The sequence below is a fragment of the Xanthomonas sp. NCPPB 2250 genome (assembly GCF_056725265.1).
This window is the reverse complement of the sequence record NZ_CM161520.1, coordinates 1,676,050-1,701,696: the sequence shown is the minus strand read 5'-3', so window position 1 is coordinate 1,701,696 and position 25,647 is coordinate 1,676,050. Positions and strand designations below refer to the sequence as shown.

Here is a 25,647-nt window from a genome sequence, read left to right as displayed (position 1 = left end):
GTTGTCCGAGAGCACCTGTCGGCTTCCGCTGTACGGCCCGGATGGCCGCGTTCGCGCATTGGACGCGGTCGGCGTCGACGCTGCAAGAGCCGCGCGCGTGGTGGAGCGGGCTCAGTCCGCGGGCGTCGGCAGGGCCTCGATGCGCATCGCTAACACCTCCCCGCCCCCGCTCAAAGCGAAGCGGCGCCTGGCATCGGCGGCCAACCAGGCGCTGTCGCCGGCCGCCAATGGCGGCAGTCCGCTGGCCGCATCGAACTGCGCTTGCCCTGCCAGAAGATGAACGGCCCAGGCGACAGCGGGTTCGGCGAAGAACAGCATCGGCCCGACCAGCGGCCGGTGCAGCAGTTGCGTGCGCAGCCGGTCACGTCGCCACATGAGGTTGAAATCGTGGGTCGGCCCGTCCAGCAACTCGCCACGCAGCGGCCGCTCGCCGGCGAAGCGCAGGCGCGCGCAAGGGTCCTGCAGCAGCTGTTCCTCGCCGTCGTCGAAACGCAGGCGCACGCCGTTGCCGCGCAGCAGGACCAGTTCGCGATCGATCCCGGGGAAAGGTGAAAAAACGGCATCCTGCTCGATCTCGGCGATGGACAGGCGCAGCAGCCAGTCATCGCCGGCGGCCGGCAGACGCAGGATCTCCCGGGTCCAGCCCAGGCCGTTGCGCCAGCGTTCGCGGCGATACTCATTGGCGGGGATCACCCGCGCGGGCAGCGTGCACCAGTCCATGCGCGCATTCTGCACGATCAGGGCAAGGGACCTGTCCTTGGCCAGCCCGAATATGCGACGCAGGAGGCGCCATGGCGCCCAAAAAAACATCGCCCGGCTGCACGTCACTGTGCAACGCCGGGCGACGATGTACCTCCCTGTCGGCTTCCTGCCTTCCCCCTTCGCATCCTGCTCAGTGAGGCTGCGGCCGCGCGTCCAGCGCCGGCCCTATCCTTTCGTTGCAAATCCCTTTAACGCCTTTCCACCGGCTTGGCAGCTGCCTGCTTGGCGGCTGTCGGTGCGGGTGCCTTCGTGGCGCCCACATCGATCCGGTCGCGGTTCCGCTCGACCGTCTTGAGTCCGATGCCTTTCACCAGTGCCAGTTCCTCGGCGCTCTTGAAAGGTCCGTGCGCCTGCCGGTAGTCGACGATCGCCTGGGCCTTGGAGGCCCCCACGTTCACCAACACCTGGTCGATTTCCTCCGCTCCAGCGGAGTTGATGTTGACCTTGTCCGCGGCGAGCGCGGAGCCGGACAGCATCAGGGCAACGACCAGCGACTTCAGGACCACGATAAAAGACTGCATGGCAACGCTCCTTGTGACTTGGATGGGGACATCGCCGGCCTTTCCTGCCGGCGTTGTCAGCATCGCTCGCCACATGGGTACAGCCTATCGTCGGAACGCGTCACAAACAGCAGGTAAACGGCGCGTCGCCGTGTAGGAAAAACCCTACACGGGCACCGGGGCGTAGAATGGCTGCACACGTGTGCAATCACTTCGGAGCTTTTCATGGACAGTGCCAAGATCGACCGTTTCCTGAGCGAAAAGTGGGATGACGACATCGTCCCGCAACTGGTCGATTACATCCGCATCCCCAACAAATCGCCGATGTTCGACGCCGATTGGGTCGCGCATGGCTACATGGCCGATGCGGTGGCGCTGATGGAGCGCTGGGCGCGCGCGCAGGCGATCCCCGGCCTGCAGGTGGAGGTGGTGCAACTGGAAGGCCGCACCCCGTTGATCTACCTGGAGGTGCCGGCCAGCAGCGACGCGACCGGCGAGGACACCGTGCTGCTGTACGGACACCTGGACAAGCAGCCGGAAATGACCGGCTGGGAAGCCGACCTGGGCCCGTGGACGCCGGTGCTCAAGGGCGACCGCCTGTACGGTCGCGGCGGCGCCGACGACGGCTACGCCCTGTTCGGTTCGCTGGCGGCGATCCAGGCGCTGCAGGACCAGGGCATCCAGCACGCACGCTGCGTGGTGCTGATCGAGGCCTGCGAGGAATCGGGCAGCTACGACCTGCCCGCCTACGTCGACCACCTGGCGGCGCGGATCGGCAAGCCGTCGCTGGTGGTGTGCCTGGATTCGGGCTGCGGCAACTACGAGCAACTGTGGTGCACGACCTCGCTGCGCGGCCTGGCCGGCGGCAACTTCAGCGTCAAGGTGCTGAGCGAAGGCGTGCATTCGGGCGACGCCTCCGGCGTGGTGCCGTCGAGCTTCCGCGTGCTGCGCGACCTGCTGTCGCGGCTGGAGGACGAAGCCACCGGCAAGATCAAGGTCGAGGGCCTGTACGCCGAGATTCCCGAAGAGCGGCTGGCGCAGGCGCGCAAGGTCGCCGAGGTGCTGGGCGACGAGGTCTACAGCAAGTTCCCGTTCCTGCCCGGCATGCGGCCGATGCACGAGGACCTGTCCGAACTGGTGCTCAACCGCACCTGGCGCCCGGCGCTGTCGGTGACCGGCGCCGACGGCCTGCCGCCGCTGGCCTCGGCCGGCAACGTGCTGAGCCCCGAGACCGCGGTGAAGCTGTCGCTGCGCCTGCCGCCGACGCTGGACGGCAAGCACGCCGGCGAACTGCTCAAGGACGTGCTGCTGCGCGATCCGCCGTACGGCGCCGAGGTGTCGCTGGCGCTGGAGAAGTCCTCCTCCGGCTGGAACGCACCGGCGCAGTCGCCGTGGCTGACGGATGCGATCGAAGCGGCCTCGCAGGCGGCGTTCGGCAAGCCGGCGATGTACATGGGCGAAGGCGGCTCGATCCCGTTCATGGGCATGCTCGGCGAGAAGTTCCCCGGCGCGCAGTTCATGATCACCGGTGTACTCGGCCCGCATTCCAACGCGCACGGCCCGAACGAGTTCCTGCACATCCCGATGGGCAAGCGGGTCACCGCCTGCGTGTCGCGGGTGATCGCCGCCCACCATGCCGCCAGCCTGCGCGGCGAGACCACCGGCAGCGCGGCGGTGGCCGGCGGCGAGCAGCATGGTGGGCATGGGTGCTGTTGAGGGGCCGGGATTAGGGAGTCGGGATTTGGGATTGGCGAAGCCAGCTTCGTGAGTACCTGACTACCCGGGTTACTGCTGGAGAGGCGTCGATCCAGATGCGACGCCTCTCCGTGGCGTGATCGCTGGGTAACGTGAGCGGCCAGCCTCGAGGGCTGGGCCGCCTGCGCTGCACACGCAAGCATCGACGCCATCACAGTCGATCTGGCACGATCCGACGCTGATTCCCTTCCGCGTCCGGAATGCTCTCCATGCACACTCTGTTCGGCAGCGACAGCTGGCTCTACATCATCCTGGTGGGCTTCGTGGTCGGCCTGCTGGCGCGTTTCCTCGGCCCCAGCAGCGGGCGCTCCGGCTGCCTGTTCACCGTGTTGCTGGGCATCGCCGGCGCGCTGCTGGCCGGCTGGTTCGGCCACTACATGGGCTGGTACAGCCGCGGCGAGCCGGCCGGTTTCCTCGGCGCGCTGCTCGGCGCCATCGCCCTGCTCGCGCTGTTGCGGCTATTCTCCAGCAAGCGTTGAGGCACGCGGCGCCGCTCGCCACGGCGGCGGCGCCCGTTTACGCTGTGCGGCTCGTTTCCGCCGCAGCCTGCCGATGAGCGCCAGCCCGATGGTTCCCGATGTTCTTGCGGCACGCGCCGCGCAACGCCTGGCCTGGGCGCGCACGGCCCTGGACGACGCACAGGCGACGCTGCAGCGCGCCTCGGTGGATGCCGGCCAGCGCAGCTACTGGCGCAGCCACGGCCACGGCGTCAGCCGCATCGTGATGGATTCGCCGCCGGACCTGGAAGACGTGCGGCCATGGCTTCGCATGCACGCGCTGCTGCACGGCGGCGGCGTGCGGGTGCCGACGATCCTGGCGCAGGACGCGGAGGCCGGCTTCCTGCTGCTGGAAGACCTGGGCCAACCGACCCTGGCGCAACGCCTGGACACGAGCACGGCGGACGCACACTTCGACGCCGCGCTCGGCCAGTTGCTGCGGCTGCAGGCGATCGCGCCGCCACCGGGCATGGGCGTGTTCGGCGAGGCGCTGCTGCAGCGTGACGCGGGACTGTTCGAGGAGTGGTTCCTGCAACGCCACCTGGGCATCACCCTGGATGCCGACGAACGCGCAGCCCTGCATGGGGTGCAGCGCCAGCTCATGGACAACGCGCTGACCCAGCCGCAGGTGCTGGTGCACCGCGACTTCATGCCGCGCAACCTGATGCCGGCGGCCGACGGTCCGGCGGTGCTGGATTTCCAGGACTGCGTGATCGGGCCGGTGGCCTACGACCCGATCAGCCTGTTCAAGGACACCACGGTCAGCTGGCCTTTGGCGCAGGTCGACGCCTGGCTCGCCAGCTATCACGCGCGTGCGCTGCAGGCCGGGATCCCGGTGCCGCCGCTGGCGCAGTTCCTGCGCGACGCCGAGTGGATGGGCGTGCAGCGCCACCTGAAGAACCTGGGCATCTTCGCGCGGCTGAACTACCGCGATGGCAAGGCCTGGTACCTGGACAACGTGCCGCGCTTCATCGCCTACCTCGACGAGGCGTTGCCGCGGCATCCCACCCTGCAGCCGCTGGCGCAACTGCTGCAGGCGCGGATCAAGCCGGCCCTGGCGCAGCGCGCGGCGGCCGGCGCATGAAGGCGCTGATCTTCGCCGCCGGCCTCGGCGAGCGCATGCGTCCGTTGACCGCGCACACGCCCAAGCCGCTGCTGGCAGTGGGCGGCACGCCGCTGATCGTCTGGCACCTGCGCAAGCTCGCCGCGCTGGGCGTGCGCGAGGTGGTGATCAACACGTCCTGGCTGGCCGAACAGTTCCCGCAGACGCTCGGCGATGGCAGCGCGTTCGGGCTGCGCATCGCCTATTCCTACGAAGGCGCCACGCCGCTGGAAACCGGCGGCGGCATGCTGCACGCGCTGCCGCTGCTCGGCGAGGCGCCGTTCCTGCTGGTCAACGGCGACATCTGGACCGACTTCGATTTCGCCCGACTGGCGCCCGAGCCGCCCGGCCTGGCGCAACTGGTGCTGGTGGACCCGCCGGCCTACGCCGCGCACGGCGATTTCGCCCTGTTGGACGACGGACACGTGCACAACGCCGGCGAACCGCTGCTGACCTACGCCGGCATCGGCATGTACCGCCCCGCCCTGCTGCGCGACTGGCAGACCATCGCCGCCCCGGCGCCCACCGCGCCGGGCGCGTCGCCCCGCTTCTCGGTGGTGCCGCTGCTGCGCGCGCAGGCCGAGCAGGGCCAGCTTCATGGTCTACATCATCACGGCCGCTGGACCGACGTGGGGACGCCGCAGCGGTTGGCGGAACTGCAGGAAGAGCCGGGAATCGGGACCCGGGACCCGGGACCCGCGAAGAGCTGAACTCCACGCGTTTCCGATACTCCCCTTGCGCGCATGTCGTGCGCGAGCGGCGGTGTTGGCGTGTCGGGTACCGGCGTTCTAGCTTTTTCCGGGTCCCGGGTCCCGAGTCCCGGGTCCCGGCCCCTCCAACACCCGCCGCAAGAACGGCACCGTCACCCGCCGCTGCGCCGCCAGCGATTCGCGGTCCAGACGCTCCAGCAGGCCGATCAGGCCGGCCAGGTCGCGTCCGGCGTGGGTCAGCAGCCAGTCGATGGCCGCGTCTTCCAGCACCAGGCCGCGGCGCTGGGCGCGCTCGCGCAGCACCGCGGCGCGGCCGGCGTCGTCCAGCGGCGCCAGGGCGATGCGGGTGCACTGCGACAGCCGCGAGCGCAGGTCCGGCAGGCTGAGCGCCAGGCCGTCGGGCATCGCCTGCGCGGTGTACAGCAGGGTCACTCCGGCGCTGCGCGCACGGTTGTGGAAATCGAACAGCGCCACTTCGTCCTCGCGCTGCCCGGCGACCGCCTCCAGGCCGTCGAGCGCGACCAGGTCGCGGCCTTCCAGCGCTTCCAGCGCATCGCGCAGGCGGCCGGCGGCGGCCTGCAGCGGCAGATAGGCGGCACTGCGTCCGGCCTGTTCGGCGGCCGCGCACAGCGCCAGGGCAAGATGGGTCTTGCCGGTGCCGGCGGGGCCGGACAGGTACACCCAGTCGTCGGCGGCGCCGTCGGCGACCGCCTGCAGCTGCGCCAGCAGCCCGTCCGGGGCGCCCAGATAGCGGTCCAGGCGCTGCTCCGGCGGATAGCGCAGGGCCAGCGGCAGTTGCGGCACGCTCACGGCTGATCGGGGCTGCGCGGCGGCAGTTCGATGATGGTGGTGCGCTCGGTGACCGTATCCAGCAGGATCGCCGACTTCTCGCCCGCGTACAGGTCGCTCTGCCGGTACTGCTCGTGCAGGTAGTGCAGCAGCACGTTGGCCACCGCCGCCACCGGCAGCGCCAGCAGCATGCCGAGGAAGCCGAACAGCTGGCCGCCGGCCATCACCGCGAAGATCACCGCCACCGGATGCAGGCCGATCTTGTCGCCGACGATGCGCGGGGTCAGCACGTAGCTTTCCAGCAGCTGGCCGACGGTGAACACCACGCCGACCAGGATCAGCAACTGCAGGTCGAAGCCCTTGGCCTGCACCAGGGCGGCCAGCACCGCCAGCAGGATGCCGGTGGTCGCGCCCAGGTACGGGATGAAGCTGATCAGGCCGGCGACGATGCCGATCAACAGGCCGAGCTTGAGGCCAACCAGGGTCAGGCCGCCGGCGTAGATCACGCCCAGCGCCAGCATCACCAGGAACTGGCCGCGGATGAACGCACCCAGCACCTCGTTGGATTGCTGCGCCAGGCGGGTGATGGTGCCGACGTGGTTGCGCGGGATGGTGGCGGCCACGCGCGCGACCAGCAGGTCCCAGTCGCGCAGGAAGTAGAAGGTCAGGATCGGCAGCAGCACCAGGTTGACCACCCAGGTCACCATCGCGAAGCCCGAGCGCGACAGGTAGCCGAAGAAGGTCGCGGCGACGCCGCCAGCCTGCTGCCAGTGCCCGCGGATCCAGTCGATCAGCCGCTCCGGATCCAGCCAGGCCATCAGTTCCAGCCCGGTCTTCTGCTCGGCCCACGGGATCGCGGTGCCGATGAACCAGTCGCGCGCCTGCGGCAGCACGTCGATGAAGGTGACGATCTGCCGCTCCAGCATCGGCACCAGGATCACCAGCGCCAGCACCAGCAGCAGCACCATCAGCACGAACACCAGGGTCACCGCCATGTTGCGCGAGCGCCCGGCGCGCTCCAGGCGGTCCACCAGCGGGTCGCCGAGCCAGCCGAGCAGCAGCGCCAGCACGAACGGGGTCAGGATCGGCGCCAGCAGCCACACCACCCACAGCACGCCGACGATCACCGCCGTCCATTTCAGGCGGCGCAGGAACAGCGCGATCTCGGCTTCGGGCGACAGCGTCATTTCAGGCGGTACTCCGTCGGCTCGCTGTTGAGGATCACCGGACCCTCGACCGGCGCGACCACCGGCTGCAGCGCGCCGTCCGGGCCGAGCATGCGGTTCAGGCCGGACACGCCGCTGAGCAGGTCCAGGTCCAGTTCCAGGCGATCGCCGTCGGCGCGGACCGGCACGATGCGCCGCACCACCGAGGCGTTCTGCAGCGCAGCGGAGGCGCGCAGGTAGTCGTCGGCGCTGCGGATGCCGGTGATCACCACCCGGTAGATCCCGGCCGGGCCGGCGCTGACCGCCTTGGCGTAGCGCTTGACCAGGGCATCGGCGGCGCCGTCGGCACCGCTGGCCATGGCGCGGCGCGCATCGGCGTCGCTGGACGACCAGGTCGACAGCACCTTGCCGCTATCGACGAAGGTCCAGTCCGCGGTCCAGCCGCCGGCCTTGCCGCGGTAGAGCTTGCCGATCAGCTGCATCGGCGGGCTGTAGCGCGACGAGGCGCTGGCCACCGCGGCGGTGTCCTGTCGCCAGATCGCGCCGGCCAGGGCCTGCTCGGCGGCGTTGCCGGTGGGCAGGCCGAGGCGGAAGCCACGCTCGATCGCGCGGTCGAGCAGGCTGCGCGCGGCGTTGGACTGCTGCACGCCGACCAGGCGCGGGCCGCTGCCGTCGTCGATGGCCAGCCACACCACCGGCTTGGGCCGCGGCTGCGGCCACACCGGCAGCCCCAGCGCCGCGGCCAGGCCGTCCACGTCCTGCGGGCGGAAACGCGCCACCAGGATGGTGCGGAAGGTCGGCGCGCCGCTCGGCGAGGTGCCCTGGTCCTGGCGGTAGTCGAAGGTGTCGACCAGATTCTTGGCATTGCGCAGCGCCTGGGTCACCCCGGGCCGCGACATCACGCCCTTGTCGCCGGAGATCTTGCCCAGCACCACGCCGAGCGCACGGGCCAGGGCGCCGTTGCGGTCGCCCTCGCTCTGGCTGTTGACCGGCACCTCGGCATCGTAGGGGCCGGTGGCGCCGGCCACGTCGCCCTCGGTGCGCAGCTCGGCCTGGGCCAGGGCGGTCGCGGCGGGCAGGCACAGCGCGAAAGACAGGAGGAAGGCAAGGCTGCGGCGCATGAAGGGTCCAGTACTCGGCGTATCCGGGGCGAATTGTTGCCCGAATGCGGGCCTAGCGCCAATGCGGCCTGTTAAAATCGCCGCCTTTCCGCCGACCCCGCCGCCCGTGACCACTTCCCAGCCCCCCGCCGCCGCCCCGTTGACCTACCGCGACGCCGGCGTCGACATCGATGCCGGCAACGCCGTCGTCGAACGCATCAAGCCCCTGGTCAAGCGCAGTTTCCGCCCCGAGGTGATGGGCGGGCTGGGCGGCTTCGGCGCCCTGTTCGACCTGTCCGGCAAGTACCGCGAGCCGGTGCTGGTGTCCGGCACCGACGGCGTCGGCACCAAGCTGAAGCTGGCGCAGCAGCTCGGCCGCCACGACACCATCGGCATCGACCTGGTCGGCATGTGCGTCAACGACGTGCTGGTGCAGGGCGCCGAGCCGCTGTTCTTCCTGGACTACTTCGCCACCGGCAAGCTCGACGTGGAGACCACCGTGGCGGTGGTCGGCGGCATCGCCCGCGGCTGCGAACTGGCCGGCTGCGCGCTGATCGGCGGCGAGACCGCGGAAATGCCCGACATGTACCCGCCGGGCGAATACGACCTGGCCGGCTTCACCGTCGGCGCGGTGGAGAAGTCGCAGTTGCTCGACGGCGCCCGGGTGCGCCAGGGCGACGTGCTGATCGGCATCGCCTCCTCCGGCCCGCATTCCAACGGCTACTCGCTGATCCGCCGCATCTACGACCGCGCCGGGCGCCCGGACGCGCTGCAGGTCGGCGGCGTGGCCCTGGCCGACGCGCTGATGGCGCCGACCGCGCTGTACGTCAAGCCGATCCTGTCGCTGCTGCGCGAACAGGGCGAAGCCATCCACGCCATGGCGCACATCACCGGCGGCGGCCTGACCGAGAACATCATCCGGGTCATCCCCGACGGCCTGGGCCTGGACATCCGCGCCAGCGCCTGGACCCTGCCGCCGGTATTCGACTGGCTGCAGCGCGAAGGCGCGGTGGCCGACAGCGAGATGTGGCGCACCTTCAACTGCGGCATCGGCTTCGTGCTGGTCGCCGCGCCGGAGCAGGTGGCCGCGCTGGAGCGCAGCCTGGACAGCCTGGGCCTGGCGCACTGGCAGATCGGCGCGGTGGTGGCCGCCGCGGACGCCGGCGAACGCGTGCACATCGGCTGAGGCGCATGGCGGCGGCCAAGCGCGCCTGGCTGACGCTGGCGCTGGCGGTGTTCGCCGCCAGCTGGATACGGCCGCTGTGGCCGGCGGAACAGGCCATGCACAGCTCCCTGGCGGTGCTGGGCCTGGCCTGGCTGGTCTGGCACGACCGGCGCTGGCCGCTGCGCACCGGCCACTTCGCCGCCATCTGCGTCTTCATCAGCGTGCACAACGTCGCCGCGCACTGGCTCTATTCCAACGTGCCCTACGACCAGTGGCTGCGCGCGATGACCGGCGGATGGTCGCCGAACGCGGCCTTCGGCTGGCAGCGCAACCACACCGACCGGCTGATCCACCTGCTGTTCGGGGTGTGCTTCGCGCCGGCATTGCGCGACCACGCGCGTCAGCGCTGGCCGGCGCTGTCGGCGCGGCAGGCCTTCGTCCTGGCGACGATGGCGATCATGTGCGTCAGCCTGGCCTACGAATGGCTGGAATGGCTGATCGCGCTGCTGCTGTCGCCGGAGCAGGCCGAGTCCTACAACGGCCAGCAGGGCGATCCCTGGGATGCGCACATGGACATGCTGCTGGCCACGCTTGGTTGCGCCAGCGCCTGGCCGTGGCGACGCACCGCGCGCCCGCTTCCCTCCACCCTGCGCTGAGACAAACGATGTCGCTGCCACCGCCCCTCCCCGTCCCCGGCGGCCATGCCGCCGATGTGGTACGTGCCACCTCCGACCTGAACACCCTGGCGACGCTGTATGCCGTCATGGCGGGGCTGCAGGTCTTCGTGGTGCTGCTGGTGGGCGCCGTGCTGGCCTACGGCGTGCACGAGGAGGCGCAGCTCAACGCCGTCGGCCAGAGCCCGGACCAGGCGCAAAGCGGCGTCGTCGCGATCGTGATGCTGTCGATCCTGCTCGGCTTCGGCCTGCTCGCGCTGCTGCTCAAGGTGCTGGTTGCGCGCGCCTTGCGCCACCGCCGCCAGCTGGGGCTGTGCTACGCCGGCGCCGTGATCACCTGCTTGGGCTTCCCGCTGGGCACCGCGCTGGGCATCGCCACCCTGCTGACATTGCAGCGCCCGGCCGTGGGCGCCCTGTTCCGGACTCCCGCCCGATGACGTTCCGCCTCGCTGTCCTCGCCTCCGGGCGCGGCTCCAACTTGCAGGCCATCCTCGCCGCGATCGCCGCCGGCACCCTCGATGCCGAGGTGGTCGGCGTGTTCGGCGATCGTCCGGAGGCGCCGGCGCTGGCGATGGTGGCGCCGGACCGGCGCTGGTCGGCGCGGCCCAAGGACTTCCCGGATCGCGCCGCCTTCGAGCAGGCGCTGGGCGATGCGGTCGCCGCGGCGCGACCGGACTGGGTGGTCTGCGCCGGCTACATGCGCATTCTCGGCGCAGGCTTCGTGCAGCGCTTCGGCGGGCGCCTGCTCAACATCCACCCCTCGCTGCTGCCCAAGTACCGCGGCCTGCACACGCATGCCCAGGCCTTGGCGGCCGGCGACGCCGAGCACGGCGCCAGCGTGCATTTCGTGGTGCCGGAACTGGACGCCGGTGCGGTGATCGCGCAGGTTCGGGTGCCGGTGCAGCCCGGCGACGGTCCCGACGACCTGGCGCAGCGTCTGCTGCCGCGCGAACACCGGCTGCTGTGCGCGGTGCTGCGGCTGGCCGCGGCGGGCCGCCTGGCTGAACGGGACGGCAAGGTCTGGCTGGACGGTCAGTGCCGGTTTAGTCCGCTGCGCCTAGATTGCGACGACGTGCTGCTTCCCTGAATGCGCTGCCGCACCTTCCGCGGCCCCTCCCTCCCCCCTCTTCCCTCCCGCTCACGCCAGCCGATCCCATGAAGCTCGCTCCGCGTCCGTTCGCCTTCCTCGTCGCGTCCGGCCTCGGCCTGCTGACGCCCATCGTCGCTGCGCAGGTCGCGCCGGCGCCCGCCGCGCAGCCGGCGCCGCAGACCGCCCCTGCTCCGACCACGCCCGCCACCGGCGCACCTGCATCTGCACCTGCTGCCGCAGCGTCGCCGGCGCTGCCCGCCGAGGCCTGGACGCCGCCGCCGCTGCAGCCGTTCGTGGCCACCTACGACGCGCTGTACAAGGGCAAGCCGGCCGGCGACGCGCGCATGGACGTGGTGCATACCGGCGGCGACCAGTGGCGGGTCGACCTGGGCGTGCACGGCCGCAGCGGCTTCGCCAGCATCCTCGGCCTCAACATCGAACAGAGCACGGTGTTCACCGTGCAGGACGGCCGCTACGTCCCGCAGAGCCAGAGCACAGTCAAGAAGGCGGTGTTCTTCGGCAAGAAGGTCACCGGCGTGTACGACTGGAAACAGGGCGTGGCGCGCTGGGACGGCGACCTGAAGAAGGACCGGCAGGCGCCGATCCCGCTGCAGCCCGGCGACCAGAGCGCGCTGCTGCTCAACCTCTCGCTGATGCGCGACGCGCAGCCCGGCAAGACCATGACCTACCGCTTCGTCGACGTCGGCCGGGTGCGCGAACATGTGTACCGCGCCGCCGACCAGACCGAGACCGTGCAGGTCGGCGACATCAGCTACGACGCGTTGCGGGTGTCGCGCACCAATGGCGGCCGCAATGAGACCATCCTGTGGATCGCCAACGGCGTGCCGACGCCGGTGCGCATCCTGCAGCGCGAAGACGGCGAAGACCGCATCGACCTGCGCCTGACCGAATACCAAGGAGCCTGACCATGACCCGCATCGCCCGCCCGCTGACCGCCCTCGCCGCCGCCCTGCTGGCCACGGCGAGCCTGCCCGCCCTCGCCCTGGAGCCGTTCACTGCGGACTACCAGGCCAGTTACATGGGCATGCAGGCCAACGGCGTGATGACCCTGGCCAAGCAAGGCGCCGACCGCTGGCGCTACAGCCTGGCGATCAAGAACCAGGTCGCCGACCTCAGCCAGAGCACCGTGTTCGAGGAAAAGGGCGGGCAGCTGCGGCCGCTCAGCAGCGACGACCGCTCGGTGTTCCTGATCAAGAAGAAGGCGGTGACCGCCAACTATGACTGGAGCACCGGCCAGGCGACCTGGGGCGGCGACCTCAAGGCCGACCGCCGCGGCCCGGTGAAGCTGCAGCCGGGCGACATGGACGCGCTGCTGATCAACCTGGCGATCGCGCGCGACGTCAACGCCGGCAAGACCCCGAGCTACCGCATGGTCGACGAGGGCCGCGCCAAGCCGATGACCTACCGCGTCGCCGGCAAGGAAGCGGTCACCGTCAACGGCAAGACCGAGCAGGCGACCAAGGTCAGCCGCACCGACGGCTCCAAGGAAATCATCGCCTGGATCGTGCCGGACATGCCGGTGCCGGTGCGCATCCTGCAGCGCGAGAACGGCCAGGACGCGCTGGACCTGACGATCAAGGCGTTGCGCTGAAGAGCCGGGAATGGGGAATCGGGATTCGGGAATCGTGAAAGCAGTTCCCCGCCCGTGATCGTTTCCGTGTCAGGGCTGGGATTGGGGAGTCGGGATTGGGGAATCGCAACGGCGGCTTCCCCGCCCGGGGTTTTTCCCATGTAGGAGCGGCTTCAGCCCCGACGCGGTGAGCCGGGATTCGGGATTTGGGAATCGCAACAGCAATTCCCTGCCCGTGCTTCCCATGTGGGAGGGGCTTCAGCCCCGACGCGCGGATGCGAATCGTCTTGCGGAAACCAGCTGGCGACTTGCAGCAGAACCAAAGCGGCGCGCGTCGACTCCCATCCATGGGATATGGAGCGTGGCAACCGGCCGTGCCTCTCGCTACCGCACTCCCAAAGCGGGCGATGGCTAAGCAGCGCCCTGCCCCACGCCCTTACTTCTTCTCCGCCGGCGCGGCCTTGAAGGTGGTGCGGCAATCCACGCGGATCTGCGCGCCGGTGCTGCGCCAGTAGAAGGTGCTGCACTCGCGCGGGCCGTTCTGGGTGCGGCTCACGCCGACCGCGTAGAACGACTGCCAGATCTCGTCGCGGGTGACCTGGCCGTCGCCGTTCCAGTCCATGTCGCGCTCTTCGATGCCCTGGGTGATGGCGATGCCGGTGTACCAGGCATAGCCGACCCAGGCCAGCAGCACCACCACGATCGCCAGCAACACCTTGCGCCGGCGGCTGAAGCGGCCGCTGAGGATCATGCGACGCGCCGGATGGACGCGCCCAGCGCCCCCAGCTTCTCCTCGATGTTCTCGTACCCCCGGTCCAGGTGGTAGATGCGGTCGATGGTGGTGTCGCCGTCGGCGACCAGGCCGGCCAGGATCAGCGAGGCCGAGGCGCGCAGGTCGGTGGCCATCACCGGCGCGCCGCTGAGCCGCTCGGTGCCGCGCACGATCGCGGTATGCCCTTCGATCTGGATGTCCGCGCCCAGGCGCAGCAGTTCGTTGACGTGCATGAAACGGTTCTCGAAGATCGTTTCGTTGATCACGCCGACGCCGTCGGCCACGCAGTTGAGCGCCATGAACTGCGCCTGCATGTCGGTGGGGAACGCCGGATACGGCGCGGTGGTCAGGCTGACCGCGCGCGGGCGCTTGCCGTGCATGTCCAGGCGGATCCAGTCCTCGCCGGTCTCGATGCCGGCGCCGGCCTCGGTGAGCTTGTCCAGCACCGCGTCGAGGGTGTCGGCGCGCGCGCGGCGCACGGTGACGCTGCCGCCGGTCATCGCCGCGGCGACCAGGAACGTTCCGGTCTCGATGCGATCCGGCAGCACCGCGTGGCGGCCGCCGGACAGGCGCTCCACGCCGTGCACGACGATGCGCGAGGTACCCGCGCCTTCGATCCTGGCGCCCAGCGCGATCAGGCAGTCGGCCAGATCGCTGACCTCCGGCTCCATCGCCGCGTTCTCCAGCACGGTGGTGCCGTCGGCCAGGGCCGCGGCCATCAGCACGTTCTCGGTGCCGGTGACGCTGACCATGTCGAACACGTAGCGGCCGCCCTTGAGCCGGCCGTTGCTGCTGGCCTTGATGTAGCCGTTCTCGACGCTGATCTCCGCGCCCAGCGCCTGCAGGCCCTTGATGTGCTGGTCGACCGGCCGCGAGCCGATCGCGCAGCCGCCCGGCAGCGACACTTCGGCCGCGCCGAACTTGGCGAGCAACGGGCCCAGGACCAGAATCGAGGCGCGCATGGTGCGCACCAGTTCGTACGGGGCGACGTGCTGGTGGACCTTGCGCGGGTCGACGGTGATCGCGCTGCCGCGCGACAGCGTGCCTTCGTCGATGGTGACTTCCGCGCCCAGTTCGCCGAGCAGCTTCACCGTGGTGATCACGTCGTGCAGCTGCGGCACGTTGGTGATCTCCACCGGCGCATCGGCCAGCAGGGTCGCGCACAGGATCGGCAACACGGCGTTCTTGGCGCCGGAAATGTTCACTTCACCGTGCAGCGCGTTGCCGCCGGTCACTACGATTTTGGCCATGAGTCTCGTGGGGGAAGGGAAAGGGAAAAACGGGCGCGCCGCGGCTCAGCCGGCGGCGCGCTCGGCCTGTTCGGGGGTCAGGGTGTTCAGCGCCAGCGCGTGGATCGCGCCGCCCATCAGCTCGCCCAGGGTGGCGTAGACCATGCGGTGGCGGGCCAGCGGCAACTTGCCGGCGAAGGCGGCGCTGACCACGGTGGCCTCGAAGTGCACGCCGTCGTCGCCCTGCACCTGTACCTGCGCGTCCGGCAGGCCGGCCTCGATGAGTTTACGGATGGTTTCGGCGTCCACCGGGCTTTCCTCCTAAAATGATCGGCCATTCTACCCTCCGACCGGCACCCGCATGGATGTATCGCCCCTGTCTCCCACTGCGCCCGACGACGCCGGCCTGGTCGCCAGCGGCCGCCGCGTGGTCGAGATCGAGCAGGCCGCGCTGGCGGCGGTCGGCGCCCGCATCGGCGCCAACTTCGCCGCCGCCTGCCGGCTGATCCTGGGCTCGCGCGGGCGCGTGGTCGCCACCGGCATGGGCAAGTCCGGCCACGTGGCGCGCAAGATCGCCGCCACCCTCGCCTCCACCGGTACCCCGGCGTTCTTCGTGCACCCGGGCGAGGCCGGGCATGGCGACCTGGGCATGATCACCGACGCCGACGTGGTCCTGGCGTTGTCCTATTCCGGCGAGTCCGACGAGATCCTGATGCTGCTGCCGGTGCTCAAGCGCCAGGGCAACGCGGTGATCGCGATGACCGGGCGCGCGCAGTCCACGCTGGCGCGCGAGGCCGACCTGCACCTGGACGTCAGCGTGCCGGCCGAGGCCTGCCCGCTGGACCTGGCGCCGACCTCCAGCACCACCGCCTCGCTGGCACTGGGCGATGCGCTGGCGGTGGCGCTGCTGGACGCGCGCGGCTTCACCGCCGACGACTTCGCCCGCTCGCACCCGGCCGGCAGCCTCGGCCGCCGCCTGCTGCTGCACATCACCGACGTCATGCACCGCGGCGACGAACTGCCCAAGGTGCGCGAGGACGCCAGCCTCAGCGAGGCGCTGGTGGAGATGAGCCGCAAGCGCCTGGGCATGACCGCGGTGGTCGACGCCGACGACCGCCTGCTCGGCCTGTTCACCGACGGCGACCTGCGCCGCGCCCTGGACAGCGCGCTGGACGTGCGCCAGACCCGCATCGCCGAAGTGATGACCCGGCAACCGCGTACCATCGGCGCCGACCAGCTCGCCACCGAGGCCGCACGGCTGATGGAAACCCATCAGATCAACGGCCTGATCGTGGTCGACGCGGCCGGCCGCGCGGTCGGCGCGCTCAACATTCACGACCTGTTGCGCGCCAGAGTGGTTTAACAGGCTGAACCCGTTCACTGCCAGCGGCGCCCCACGCCGCTGGCCCTGGCCGCTGGAAAGCCGGCCTCCCCGCCCCGATATCCCGAACATGCCCTATTCCCCGCTGGCCGACCTCCCCGCCGACCTGATCGACCGCGCCGCCCGGATCCGCCTGGCGTGCTTCGACGTGGACGGCACGCTGACCGACGGCCGCCTGTATTACGACCGCGACGGCAACGAGAGCAAGGCCTTCAACGTGCTCGACGGCCAGGGCCTGGTGCAGTTGCGCCGGCACGGCATCGACGTGGCGCTGATCACCGCGCGGCCCAGCCTGGCCGCGGAGAAGCGCGGCCAGGAGCTGGGCCTGCTGGTGCAGATCGGGGTCAAGGACAAGCGCGCCGGGGTGCAGGCGCTGTGCGACGAGCGCGGCATCGGCCTGGAGCAGGTCTGCTTCATGGGCGACGACCTGCCCGACCTGGCGCCGCTGCGCGTGGTCGGCCTGGCGGTGGCACCGGCCAACGCCCATCCCTGGACCGCCGAACACGTGCACTGGACCACCCGCGCCCGCGGCGGCGAAGGCGCGGCGCGCGAACTGTGCGACGTGCTGCTGGCCGCGCAAGGCCACGTCCCGTCCCTGCTGCAGGAGCATGGCGCATGAACTGGCGTACCACGCTCGGCGGCCTGCTGCTGGTCGGCGCCCTGATCAGCGGCTGGTCGGCCTGGAACCAGCGCAGCAAGCCCAGCCGCAATCCGTCCGACGAAGCCAGCGTGGACTACATCGCCCGCGACTTCGAGATCGTCAGCCTGGACAAGCAGGGCAAGGAAGCGATGACCCTGCGCGCGCCGCAGATGGAACGCAGCCGCGCCGACCAGACGATGTCGATCGTGACCCCGCTGTTCCTGCTGCCCGACGCCAACGGCCAGCACTGGGAAATGCGAAGCAAGACCGGCTGGGTCAGCGCCAACGGCGACGAACTGCGCCTGCGCGACGACGTCGCCGGCGACAGCCCCAAGGTGCCCAGCATCCCGCCCACCACCTTCCGTACCCAGAGCCTGGACGTCTTCCCGCAGACCAACAGCGCACGCACCGCCGACCCGGTCACCATGACCCGGCCCGGTATGATGCAGACCGGCGTCGGCTTCCAGGTCGACTTGAAATCCCGGCAGTACAAGCTCCTTTCACAGGTCAAGTCCCGTTATGAACCGAATGCTGCCCGCTAAGCTCGCCCTGCTCGCCCTGCTGCTGCCGACCCTGGCGCTGGCCAAGTCGACCGACCGCAACCAGCCGATGGACATCAAGTCCGATGCGCAGGACGGCAACATGATGGCCGACGACGGCAAGGTCCGTTTCTTCGGCAACGTCGTCATCATCCAGGGCACGCTGGAGATCCATGCCGATACTGCCGATCTGTTCCGCAAGAACGGCGACATCGACCGTGTCGTGCTCACCGGCAAGCAGGCCACCCTGAAGCAGGAACTGGACGACGGCTCGCCGATGGACGCGGTCGCCGACAACATCGACTACAAGGTGCCCACCGACACGGTGATCCTCACCGGCAATTACCGCATGACCTCACCCAAGGGCACCAACGCCGGCCAGCGCATGGTCTACAACACCAAGACCGGCGACATGCAGGGCGGCGGCGACGGCACCCGCGTGCACACGGTGATCCAGCCGAAGAACGCAGGCGCTGCTCCGGCCGCTACGCCTGCGAGCGGCGCGAAGCCTGCCGCCAAGCCGGCCGCGACACCAGCCAAGACGGCCAAGCCTGCGAAGCAAGGAGGCCAGTAATGCTGCTCGCCGAAGGCCTGCGCAAGCGCTACAAGCAGCGCGAAGTGGTGCGCGATTTTGCGCTGACCCTGGAGGCCGGCGAAGTGGTCGGCCTGCTCGGCCCCAACGGTGCCGGCAAGACCACCTGCTTCTACATGATCGTCGGCCTGGTCGACGCCGATGCCGGGCGCATCGTGCTCGACGGCAACGACATCACCGCGTTGCCCATGTACAAGCGCGCCAAGCTCGGCGTCGGCTACCTGCCGCAGGAACCGTCGGTATTCCGCAAGCTCAGCGTCGCCGACAACATCCGCCTGGTGCTGGAACTGCGCGAGGATCTGGACAACGCCGGCCAGGAACGCGAACTGGTGGCGCTGCTGGACGAACTGCAGATCAGCCACGTCGCCGACCAGCTCGGCGCCAGCCTCTCCGGCGGCGAGCGCCGCCGCTGCGAAATCGCCCGCGCGCTGGCGGCCAAGCCGCGGCTGATGCTGCTCGACGAGCCCTTTGCCGGCGTCGACCCGATCTCGGTCGGCGAAATCCAGCGCATCGTCACCCACCTCAAGCAGCGCGGCATCGGCGTGCTCATCACCGACCACAACGTGCGCGAAACCTTGGGAATCTGCGACCGGGCGTATATCCTCAACGAGGGCAGCGTGTTGGCGCAGGGGGCGCCGGAAGCGCTGCTGGCCAACAGCGACGTGCGCCGCGTCTACCTCGGGGAAACCTTCAGGCTCTGACCGCGCACGCGCCGGCTACGCTCCTTCCGCGCTCGGTACAGGCATGAAAGCACGGCTGCAGACATCGCTGGGACAGCACCTGGTCATGACGCCGCAGTTGCGGCAGGCGATCAAGCTGTTGCAGATGTCCAGCGCCGAGCTGGAGGTGGAGATCGCCGAGGCGGTGGAGAGCAATCCGCTGCTGGAGTGGTCCGAGGACGCCGCACCGGCGTTCGAACGCAGCGAAGGCGCCGACCACGGCCTTGACCGCGACCACGCGGCAGGAGAGACACGTAGCGACGGCGATGGCGACCGCGGCGAAGCCACGCAGGCCGCCGACGGCGCCGACTGGGCCGACGCCGAACCGGCCTGGGCTGGCGGCAGCGGCGGGTCGTTCGACGACGACGACCTGGGCAGCGCGGCCGAGCGCGTGGCCGAGCCGGATACCCTGATCGATCACCTGCTGTGGCAGTTGCACCTGTCGCCCCTGTCGGCGCGCGACCGCAGCATCGGCGCGGCGCTGATCGACGCCTTGGACGACGACGGCTATCTGCGCGAGCCGCTGGCCGCGATCGCCGAGACGCTGCGCCCGGACATCGCCGCCGATGAGGACGAGATCCTCACCGTGCTGCACCAGATCCAGCGCTTCGACCCGGCCGGCATCGCCGCGCGCAGCCTGGGCGAATGCCTGACCCTGCAACTGGACACCATGCCCGAGGACACGCCGGGGCTGGCGCTGGCGCGCACCATCGCCAACGGCCCGCTAGAGCGGTTGCCGCGCAGCGGCGTGGCCGGGCTGGCCCACGAACTCAAGCGTCCGGCGGCGGAGGTCGACACCGCGGTCGCGCTGCTGCGCTCGCTGGACCCGCGCCCGGGCAAGCAGATCGGCGAGTTGGGCAGCGACACCTACGTGGTGCCCGACTGCGTGGTCTGGCGCCAGCGCGGGGTCTGGCATGCGGCGCTGTCCGCGCACGCGCAACCCAAGGTCACCATCCACCGTGGCTACGAGCGACTGATCCGCCAGTGCGGCGAAAGCGACGCCGGCTACCTGCGCGGGCAACTGCAGGAAGCGCGCTGGCTGCTGAAGAGCCTGGAGGCGCGCGGCGAGACCCTGCTCAAGGTGACCCGCTGCCTGCTCAAGCAGCAGGCCGGCTTCCTGGAGTTCGGCGAACAAGCGCTGCGGCCGCTGACCCTGCGCGAGATCGCCGGCGAACTGGGCCTGCACGAGAGCACCATCTCGCGCGCCATCGCCCGCAAGTACGTGCGCACCCCGCGCGGCACCATTCCGCTGCGCGCCTTCTTCGCCTCGGGCATCGACACCGACAGCGGCGGCGAGGCCTCCAGCACCGCGATCCAGGCGATGATCCGCCGGCTGATCGATGCGGAAAACCCGCGCAAGCCGCTTTCTGACGCCAAGCTGGCCGACCTACTGAAAAGTGCCGGCGTGCCTGTAGCGCGCCGCACCGTGGCGAAGTATCGTGAGGCCATGAACATTTCCGCCTCCCACGAACGCGTCCGGATCGGCTAGCGGCGGCGGCAATGGTTCATAGGTGTGAAACCCGAACCAAGGAGTATCCGATGCGTATCGAGACCTACGGCCAGCAGATCGAAGTCACCCCCGCCCTGCGCGAGTATGTGGAGACCAAGCTGCAACGGCTGAAGCGACACTACGAGGAAACCATCGAGGTCCGCGCCCAGCTGGCGCTGCGCAAGCCCGACCATCACGTCGAGGCCACGGTCAATGTCCCCGGCCGCACCCTGCACGCCGACGCCACCGCGCAGACCATGTACGCGGCGATCGACCTGCTCGCCGACAAGCTGGACCGGCTGATCATCAAGCATAAGGAAAAGAAGCACGACCACCATGCGGCCGAGGTGCGCGACAATCTCGCGTGATCCTCCCCACGTTGCGCCGCCATGCCCTTGACCGATCTGATGGCGGCCGTCAGCACCCAGGTGCTTCCGGCCGCCGATCGCGACACCCTGCTGCACACCGCCGCCGGTCTGCTGGCCTGCCAGCAGGCCGGCGCCGATGAACTCTTCGCCAGCCTGCGCGAGCGCGAGCAGCTCGGCAGCACCGCCATCGGCCATGGGATCGCCATCCCGCACGGCCGTGCGCCGGACCTGGACGCCCCACGTGGCGCACTGCTGCGCCTGCAGCAGCCGATCGATTTCGACGGCCAGGGCACCCTGGTCGACCTGATCTTCGCCATGGCCGTGCCCGCGCACTACACCCACCAACACCTGATGCTGCTGTCCGAACTGGCCGAGCAGTTCTCCATCGAGGAATTCCGCGACGCCCTGCGCAATGCGCCGGACGCCGCCGCACTGTATGCGCTGCTCGGCGGCGCGCCACGGGCCGCCGCATGAACACCAGCATCGACGCACGCGAACTGTTCGACCAGCAGCGCGACCGCCTGGGCCTGCGCTGGATTGCCGGCCACAAGGGCGAACACCGGGTGCTGGAGGCCGGCAATGCGGTCTCGCGGCGCCCGTCGCTGGCCGGCTATCTCAACACCATCTACCCCAACAAGGTGCAGATCCTCGGCACCGAGGAACTGGCCTGGCTGGACTCGCTGGACGCGCGCCAGCGCTGGGAGACCATCGAGAAGATCGTGCAGGTGCGACCGTTGGCGCTGGTGGTCACCAAGAACCAGTCGTGCCCGGAAGACCTGCGCGCGGCCGCCGACGAATCCGACACGCCGCTGTGGGTCTCGCCCAAGCGCGGACACGAACTGCTCAATCACCTGTCCTACCATCTGGCACGCACGCTGGCGCCGCGGGTGATCCTGCATGGCGTGTTCATGGAGATCTACTCGATCGGCGTGCTGATCACCGGCGAGGCGGGTTCGGGCAAGAGCGAACTGGCGCTGGAGCTGCTCAGCCGCGGCCACCGGCTGGTCGCCGACGACGCCCCCGAATTCACCCAGATCGCCCCCGACGTGCTCGACGGCACCTGCCCGGAACTGCTGCAGGACCTGCTGGAAGTGCGCGGGCTGGGCGTGCTCAACGTACGCGAGATGTTCGGCGACACGGCTGTAAAGAAGAACAAGTACCTTCGGCTCATCGTGCACCTGACCCGGCCAATGACCGAGCCCACGCCCCATGGCTACGAACGTCTCACCGGCGATTCCGGGACCCGCCACGTGCTGGACCTGGACGTGCCGCTGATCACCCTGCCGGTGATGCCCGGCCGCAACCTGGCGGTGCTGACCGAAGCCGCCACGCGCCTGCACATCCTGCGCACCAAGGGCATCGACCCGGCGGCGATGTTCATCGCCCGCCACAGCAATCTGCTGGAGCGGCGCAGCCCATGACCGACGGCGCCCCCACCTCCACCCTGGTCATCGTCAGCGGCCTGTCCGGCTCCGGCAAGTCGGTGGCACTGAAGACCTTCGAGGACCTGGACTACTACTGCGTCGACAACCTGCCCGTGGAACTGCTGCCGGCCTTCGTCAAGAGCCTGGTGCGCGAGGATGCCGGCCCCAGCAAGCTGGCGGTGGGCATCGATGTGCGCAGCCGCCACAGCGACCTGAGCCAGCTCTCGCGCTGGCGCGAGGCGGTGGCGCAATTCGGCCTGGATGCGCGGCTGCTGTTCTTCGACGCCAACGACGAGGCGCTGATCAAGCGCTACGCCGACACCCGCCGGCGCCATCCGCTGTCGCGCCAAGGCCTGTCGCTGCCGGAAGCGATCGAGCGCGAGCGCGCCCTGACCGAACCGCTGCGCGAGGCGGCCGATGCGGTGATCGACACCAGCACGCTCAACGTGCACCAGCTGCGCCGGCGGGTCACCACCGAGTTCGCGCTGTCCAGCGAGAACACCCTGTCGCTGCTGTTCGAGTCCTTCGCCTACAAGCGCGGCGTCCCGGCCGAGGCGGATTTCGTGTTCGATGCGCGGGTACTGCCGAATCCGCACTGGGACCCGGAACTGCGGCCGATGACCGGCCGCGACAGCGGTGTGCGCGAGTACCTGGACGCGCAACCGGACGTGCAGCGCTACACCGCGCAGCTGATCGACTTCCTCGACACCTGGCTGCCGCGGCTGCGCAACGACACCCGCAGCTACGTGACCATCGCCTTCGGCTGCACCGGCGGCAAGCACCGCTCGGTCTACCTGGCAGAACGCCTGGCCCGCCACGCCCGCGAACAGGGCTGGCCGGAAGTGGCGACCTTCCATCGCGAGCAGGATTGATCGAAGGCGGGGATTGGGGATTCGGGATTGGGGATTCGCAAGAGCCAGAGCAACGCCCCCGTTTTTGCCAATCTCCAATCCCGAATCCCCAATCCCAGCTCCCTACAGGCATTCCCTGCGCCCTGCCTGACCTGTTAACGTTCTCCCATGGCCTGTGGCATTCTCCTCATCACTCATCCCGGGATCGGCGCGGCGCTGTTGAGCGTGGCGACCCGGTTGTTGCGGCAGTTGCCGCTGAAGACCGAAGCGTTCGAAGTGCCGTTCGATGCCGACCTGGAGGCGCTGCTGCCGCAGGCGTCGGCCGCGTTGCGGCGGGTGGACGACGGCGATGGCGTGTTGGTGGTGACGGATCTGTACGGGGCCAGCCCGAGCAACCTCGCCGCGCGGCTGGCGCGCCTGGGCACGCCGGTGCGGCGCGTCTCGGCGTTGAGCCTGCCGATGCTGCTGCGGATCATGAACTACCCCGAACAAGGACTGGAGCAGTTGCCCGCGACCGCCGCCGCCGGCTCGCGCAACGGCGTGGTGATCGACGATGCTTGAACGCGAACTGCTGGTCTCCAACCGCCTCGGCCTGCACGCCCGCGCCACTGCCAAGCTGGTGCAGACGCTGTCGTCGTTCCGCTGCAACGCCACACTGGCGGCCAAGGGCCGCGAGGTCAACGCCAAGAGCATCATGGGCGTGATGCTGCTGGCCGCCGCACAGGGCACGCCGGTGACGGTGCGGGTGGACGGCGCCGACGAAGCCGAGGCGCTCAAGGCCGTGGTCGACCTGTTCGAGCGGCGCTTCGACGAGGACAGCTGAGCATGCGCCGCCGGCGGCCGCAGGCAGGGACGCGGTGCCGCCGCACGGGGCACGCGCGGTGAGCGTGCGCATCGCCGGCCATGGTGCCTCGCGCGGCAATGCCCTGGGCCGGGCGCGGGTGCGCCTGCCGCATGCGCTGGAGGTGGCCGAGCAACGCATCGGCGCCGCGCAGATTCCCGAAGAACTCGATCGCCTGCACCGTGCGGTGGACGCCGCGCGCGAGGAGATGCACGGCCTGCGCCAGCGCCTGCACGGCGCCCTGGCCAAGGAGGTCGGCGAATTCCTCGACCTGCACGCGCTGCTGCTCGACGACCCGGAACTGCTGCACGGCCTGGACGAACTGATCCGCACCGGCCGCTACAGCGCCGACTACGCGCTGCGCCTGCAGCGCGACCGCCTGGCGACCGTGTTCGACGACATGGAAGACGCCTACCTCAAGAGCCGCATGGACGATCTGGACCATGTGATCGGGCGGATCCATGCGTTCCTGCAGAAGCGCCAGCCGGACAGCGAAGGCCTGGCCGGCGAGATCCTGGTGTGCGAGAACGTGGCGCCGTCGGAACTGGCGCAGTTGCAGGCGCAGGGCGTGGTCGGCATCGTCACCAGCGCCGGCAGCACCCTCTCGCACAGCGCGATCCTGGCGCGCAGCCTGCACCTACCGCTGGTGGTCGGCGTCGCCGACGCGCTGCAGAAGATCAATGACGGCGACGTGCTGATCATCGACGGCACCCAGGGCGCGGTGCTGGTCGACCCGACCCCGGACGACCTGCGCGACTACCGCAGCCGCGTGCGCGAGCAGGCGAAGCTGCAGCGCAGCCTGGGCAAGCTGCGCTCCAAGCCCAGCCGCACCCGCGACGGCGTGGACATCACCCTGCTGGCCAACGCCGAGTCGCGCGACGACGTCACCCGCGCGCACGCGCTCGGCGCCGACGGCCTGGGCCTGTACCGCACCGAATTCCTGTTCCTGCAGCGCGATGCGCTGCCCGACGAGGAAGAACAGTTCCACACCTACCGCGACGCGGTGCTGGGCATGAGCGGGCGGCCGGTGACCATCCGCACCCTGGACCTGGGCGCGGACAAGGCCGATCGCACCGGCCTGACCATGAGCAATGAAGAAAACCCGGCGCTGGGGCTGCGCGGCGTGCGCCTGTCGCTGGCACGGCCCAAGGTCTCCGACACCCAGTTGCGCGCGCTGCTGCGCGCCTCCGCCTACGGCCCGGTGCGGGTGCTGGTGCCGATGGTCAGCACGCGCGAGGAACTGCTGGCGATGCGCCGGCATCTCAAGCGCATCGCCGCGCAGTTGCGCCGCGACGGTCATGCCATCGCCGAGCAGGTGCAACTCGGCGCAATGATCGAGGTGCCGGCCGCAGCGCTGGCCCTGGATACCTTCATCGACACGATCGACTTCCTGTCGATCGGCACCAACGACCTGGTGCAGTACCTGCTCGCCGCCGACCGCAACAACGAAGCGGTGGCCGCGCTGTATTCGCCGCTGCATCCGGCGGTGCTGCGGCTGATCGCGCAGGTGATCGCCACCGGCCAGGCCCATGGCAAACCGGTTGCGGTGTGCGGCGAGATCGCCGGCGACCCGGCGCTGACGCCGATGCTGCTGGCGCTGGGGCTGCGCGAGTTCAGCCTGCACCCGGCAACGATGCTGGAAGTACGCCAGGTGATCCGCGACACCGACCTGCAGACCCTGCGCCAGCGCGGCGCCAAACTGCTGCAGGCGCGCGACCGCAAGGGCATCGAGCGCTGGCTGGGTTGCGCGACCGGGTGACGTCCGCGCGCGTTGCGGCATTGCATCGCGTAGGGGCGGCTTCAGCCGCGACAAGCTCAAGCATCACAAGATTGGCCCGCACCACCTGTCGCGGCTGAAGCCGCTCCTACAGAAGACCGGGCCGCCGCGCGCGCACGCCGGT

Annotated in this window: 31 protein-coding genes; 23 read left to right on the top strand and 8 right to left on the bottom strand. The window is 69.9% G+C overall.

The window, feature by feature from the left end:
* Positions 1-111: 111 nt before the first annotated feature.
* The gene (locus AC1PMG_RS07035) at positions 112-720 is read right to left on the bottom strand and encodes a HutD/Ves family protein (RefSeq protein ID WP_481111112.1); all 609 of its coding nucleotides are present in this window, start codon (positions 718-720) and stop codon (positions 112-114) included.
* 230 nt (positions 721-950) lie between these two features.
* Positions 951-1,283 (bottom strand): ComEA family DNA-binding protein, encoded by a 333-nt coding sequence (locus AC1PMG_RS07030; RefSeq protein ID WP_017909203.1) that lies wholly within the window; start codon positions 1,281-1,283, stop codon positions 951-953.
* Positions 1,284-1,487: 204 nt separating this feature from the next.
* Here AC1PMG_RS07030 and AC1PMG_RS07025 point away from each other — a divergent pair, with 204 nt between their 5' ends.
* The 4 genes from AC1PMG_RS07025 (at position 1,488) to murU (ending at position 5,326) form a co-directional block, all read left to right on the top strand.
* Positions 1,488-2,978 carry a M20 family metallopeptidase gene (locus AC1PMG_RS07025; RefSeq protein WP_481111111.1) on the top strand — a complete coding sequence of 497 codons (1,491 nt, stop codon included), beginning with the start codon at positions 1,488-1,490 and terminating at the stop codon, positions 2,976-2,978.
* A 248-nt stretch (positions 2,979-3,226) separates the two neighbouring features.
* Positions 3,227-3,496 carry a GlsB/YeaQ/YmgE family stress response membrane protein gene (locus tag AC1PMG_RS07020; protein ID WP_010344083.1) on the top strand — a complete coding sequence of 90 codons (270 nt, stop codon included), beginning with the start codon at positions 3,227-3,229 and terminating at the stop codon, positions 3,494-3,496.
* Between the two features lie 73 nt (positions 3,497-3,569).
* Entirely contained in the window at positions 3,570-4,598 is a 1,029-nt protein-coding gene (locus AC1PMG_RS07015) for an aminoglycoside phosphotransferase family protein (RefSeq protein ID WP_481111110.1), read from the top strand.
* Complete coding sequence (gene murU, locus AC1PMG_RS07010; RefSeq protein WP_481111109.1) at positions 4,595-5,326, top strand: N-acetylmuramate alpha-1-phosphate uridylyltransferase MurU; 732 nt, start codon at positions 4,595-4,597, stop codon at positions 5,324-5,326. The genes AC1PMG_RS07015 and murU overlap by 4 nt, the downstream gene beginning before the upstream one ends.
* Before the next feature lie 78 nt (positions 5,327-5,404).
* Here murU and hda read toward each other — a convergent pair whose 3' ends face one another.
* From hda to AC1PMG_RS06995, 3 genes are read right to left on the bottom strand one after another with little or no spacing between them, the layout of a single operon-like run.
* Positions 5,405-6,136 carry a DnaA regulatory inactivator Hda gene (hda, locus tag AC1PMG_RS07005; protein ID WP_481111108.1) on the bottom strand — a complete coding sequence of 244 codons (732 nt, stop codon included), beginning with the start codon at positions 6,134-6,136 and terminating at the stop codon, positions 5,405-5,407.
* Positions 6,133-7,302 (bottom strand): AI-2E family transporter, encoded by a 1,170-nt coding sequence (locus AC1PMG_RS07000; RefSeq protein ID WP_342072281.1) that lies wholly within the window; start codon positions 7,300-7,302, stop codon positions 6,133-6,135. Before AC1PMG_RS07000 ends, hda begins: the two co-directional genes overlap by 4 nt.
* The gene (locus AC1PMG_RS06995) at positions 7,299-8,402 is read right to left on the bottom strand and encodes a DUF2066 domain-containing protein (RefSeq protein WP_481111107.1); all 1,104 of its coding nucleotides are present in this window, start codon (positions 8,400-8,402) and stop codon (positions 7,299-7,301) included. The genes AC1PMG_RS07000 and AC1PMG_RS06995 overlap by 4 nt, the downstream gene beginning before the upstream one ends.
* Positions 8,403-8,508: 106 nt before the next feature.
* On the opposite strand from AC1PMG_RS06995, the gene purM reads away from it, so the two are divergent.
* The 6 genes from purM to AC1PMG_RS06965 all read left to right on the top strand — a co-directional run bounded on the left by purM (position 8,509) and on the right by AC1PMG_RS06965 (position 12,922).
* On the top strand, positions 8,509-9,567 hold the full coding sequence (purM, locus tag AC1PMG_RS06990; protein WP_481111106.1) for a phosphoribosylformylglycinamidine cyclo-ligase: 1,059 nt from the start codon (positions 8,509-8,511) through the stop codon (positions 9,565-9,567).
* Between the two features lie 5 nt (positions 9,568-9,572).
* Positions 9,573-10,202, top strand: coding sequence for a DUF2238 domain-containing protein (locus AC1PMG_RS06985; protein ID WP_481111105.1), 630 nt, complete (start codon positions 9,573-9,575; stop codon positions 10,200-10,202).
* Between the two features lie 8 nt (positions 10,203-10,210).
* Positions 10,211-10,657, top strand: a complete 447-nt coding sequence (locus tag AC1PMG_RS06980; protein ID WP_481111104.1) for a hypothetical protein — start codon at positions 10,211-10,213, stop codon at positions 10,655-10,657.
* Entirely contained in the window at positions 10,654-11,307 is a 654-nt protein-coding gene (gene purN, locus AC1PMG_RS06975) for a phosphoribosylglycinamide formyltransferase (RefSeq protein WP_481111103.1), read from the top strand. The genes AC1PMG_RS06980 and purN overlap by 4 nt, the downstream gene beginning before the upstream one ends.
* Before the next feature lie 68 nt (positions 11,308-11,375).
* The gene (locus AC1PMG_RS06970) at positions 11,376-12,236 is read left to right on the top strand and encodes a DUF3108 domain-containing protein (RefSeq protein WP_481111102.1); all 861 of its coding nucleotides are present in this window, start codon (positions 11,376-11,378) and stop codon (positions 12,234-12,236) included.
* 2 nt (positions 12,237-12,238) lie between these two features.
* On the top strand, positions 12,239-12,922 hold the full coding sequence (locus AC1PMG_RS06965) for a DUF3108 domain-containing protein (RefSeq protein WP_017910671.1): 684 nt from the start codon (positions 12,239-12,241) through the stop codon (positions 12,920-12,922).
* A gap of 415 nt (positions 12,923-13,337) precedes the next feature.
* On the opposite strand, the gene AC1PMG_RS06960 is transcribed toward AC1PMG_RS06965, so the two are convergent.
* The 3 genes from AC1PMG_RS06960 to AC1PMG_RS06950 are packed head-to-tail and all read right to left on the bottom strand — an operon-like array spanning position 13,338 to position 15,211.
* A complete protein-coding gene (locus tag AC1PMG_RS06960; protein ID WP_010344096.1) occupies positions 13,338-13,652 on the bottom strand; it encodes a hypothetical protein in 315 nt (104 codons plus the stop codon).
* The gene (murA, locus tag AC1PMG_RS06955) at positions 13,649-14,923 is read right to left on the bottom strand and encodes a UDP-N-acetylglucosamine 1-carboxyvinyltransferase (RefSeq protein ID WP_481111101.1); all 1,275 of its coding nucleotides are present in this window, start codon (positions 14,921-14,923) and stop codon (positions 13,649-13,651) included. Before murA ends, AC1PMG_RS06960 begins: the two co-directional genes overlap by 4 nt.
* 45 nt (positions 14,924-14,968) lie before the next feature.
* Complete coding sequence (locus AC1PMG_RS06950; protein ID WP_010344098.1) at positions 14,969-15,211, bottom strand: BolA family protein; 243 nt, start codon at positions 15,209-15,211, stop codon at positions 14,969-14,971.
* 52 nt (positions 15,212-15,263) lie between these two features.
* Here AC1PMG_RS06950 and AC1PMG_RS06945 point away from each other — a divergent pair, with 52 nt between their 5' ends.
* The 13 genes from AC1PMG_RS06945 to ptsP all read left to right on the top strand — a co-directional run bounded on the left by AC1PMG_RS06945 (position 15,264) and on the right by ptsP (position 25,505).
* A complete protein-coding gene (locus AC1PMG_RS06945) occupies positions 15,264-16,265 on the top strand; it encodes a KpsF/GutQ family sugar-phosphate isomerase (protein WP_481111100.1) in 1,002 nt (333 codons plus the stop codon).
* An 88-nt stretch (positions 16,266-16,353) separates the two neighbouring features.
* Positions 16,354-16,902 carry a KdsC family phosphatase gene (locus AC1PMG_RS06940; RefSeq protein ID WP_017910666.1) on the top strand — a complete coding sequence of 183 codons (549 nt, stop codon included), beginning with the start codon at positions 16,354-16,356 and terminating at the stop codon, positions 16,900-16,902.
* On the top strand, positions 16,899-17,465 hold the full coding sequence (lptC, locus tag AC1PMG_RS06935) for an LPS export ABC transporter periplasmic protein LptC (RefSeq protein ID WP_152182017.1): 567 nt from the start codon (positions 16,899-16,901) through the stop codon (positions 17,463-17,465). Before AC1PMG_RS06940 ends, lptC begins: the two co-directional genes overlap by 4 nt.
* Entirely contained in the window at positions 17,443-18,036 is a 594-nt protein-coding gene (gene lptA / locus AC1PMG_RS06930; RefSeq protein WP_481111099.1) for a lipopolysaccharide transport periplasmic protein LptA, read from the top strand. Before lptC ends, lptA begins: the two co-directional genes overlap by 23 nt.
* Positions 18,036-18,755 (top strand): LPS export ABC transporter ATP-binding protein, encoded by a 720-nt coding sequence (gene lptB, locus AC1PMG_RS06925; RefSeq protein WP_152239442.1) that lies wholly within the window; start codon positions 18,036-18,038, stop codon positions 18,753-18,755. The genes lptA and lptB overlap by 1 nt, the downstream gene beginning before the upstream one ends.
* A 43-nt stretch (positions 18,756-18,798) precedes the next feature.
* On the top strand, positions 18,799-20,262 hold the full coding sequence (locus tag AC1PMG_RS06920) for an RNA polymerase factor sigma-54 (RefSeq protein WP_481111098.1): 1,464 nt from the start codon (positions 18,799-18,801) through the stop codon (positions 20,260-20,262).
* Positions 20,263-20,312: 50 nt separating this feature from the next.
* Positions 20,313-20,630: a ribosome hibernation-promoting factor, HPF/YfiA family gene (gene hpf, locus AC1PMG_RS06915; RefSeq protein WP_152236581.1), complete on the top strand. Its 318-nt coding sequence runs from the start codon at positions 20,313-20,315 to the stop codon at positions 20,628-20,630.
* A 21-nt stretch (positions 20,631-20,651) separates the two neighbouring features.
* A complete protein-coding gene (locus AC1PMG_RS06910) occupies positions 20,652-21,104 on the top strand; it encodes a PTS sugar transporter subunit IIA (RefSeq protein ID WP_017913815.1) in 453 nt (150 codons plus the stop codon).
* A complete protein-coding gene (gene hprK / locus AC1PMG_RS06905; protein WP_017910661.1) occupies positions 21,101-22,051 on the top strand; it encodes an HPr(Ser) kinase/phosphatase in 951 nt (316 codons plus the stop codon). The genes AC1PMG_RS06910 and hprK overlap by 4 nt, the downstream gene beginning before the upstream one ends.
* The gene (rapZ, locus tag AC1PMG_RS06900) at positions 22,048-22,926 is read left to right on the top strand and encodes an RNase adapter RapZ (RefSeq protein WP_017913816.1); all 879 of its coding nucleotides are present in this window, start codon (positions 22,048-22,050) and stop codon (positions 22,924-22,926) included. Before hprK ends, rapZ begins: the two co-directional genes overlap by 4 nt.
* A gap of 147 nt (positions 22,927-23,073) precedes the next feature.
* Positions 23,074-23,466, top strand: coding sequence for a PTS sugar transporter subunit IIA (locus tag AC1PMG_RS06895; RefSeq protein WP_184645748.1), 393 nt, complete (start codon positions 23,074-23,076; stop codon positions 23,464-23,466).
* A complete protein-coding gene (locus tag AC1PMG_RS06890) occupies positions 23,459-23,728 on the top strand; it encodes an HPr family phosphocarrier protein (RefSeq protein ID WP_010344110.1) in 270 nt (89 codons plus the stop codon). Before AC1PMG_RS06895 ends, AC1PMG_RS06890 begins: the two co-directional genes overlap by 8 nt.
* A 58-nt stretch (positions 23,729-23,786) precedes the next feature.
* Positions 23,787-25,505 (top strand): phosphoenolpyruvate--protein phosphotransferase, encoded by a 1,719-nt coding sequence (ptsP, locus tag AC1PMG_RS06885; protein WP_481111097.1) that lies wholly within the window; start codon positions 23,787-23,789, stop codon positions 25,503-25,505.
* The last annotated feature ends 142 nt before the right edge of the window (positions 25,506-25,647 follow it).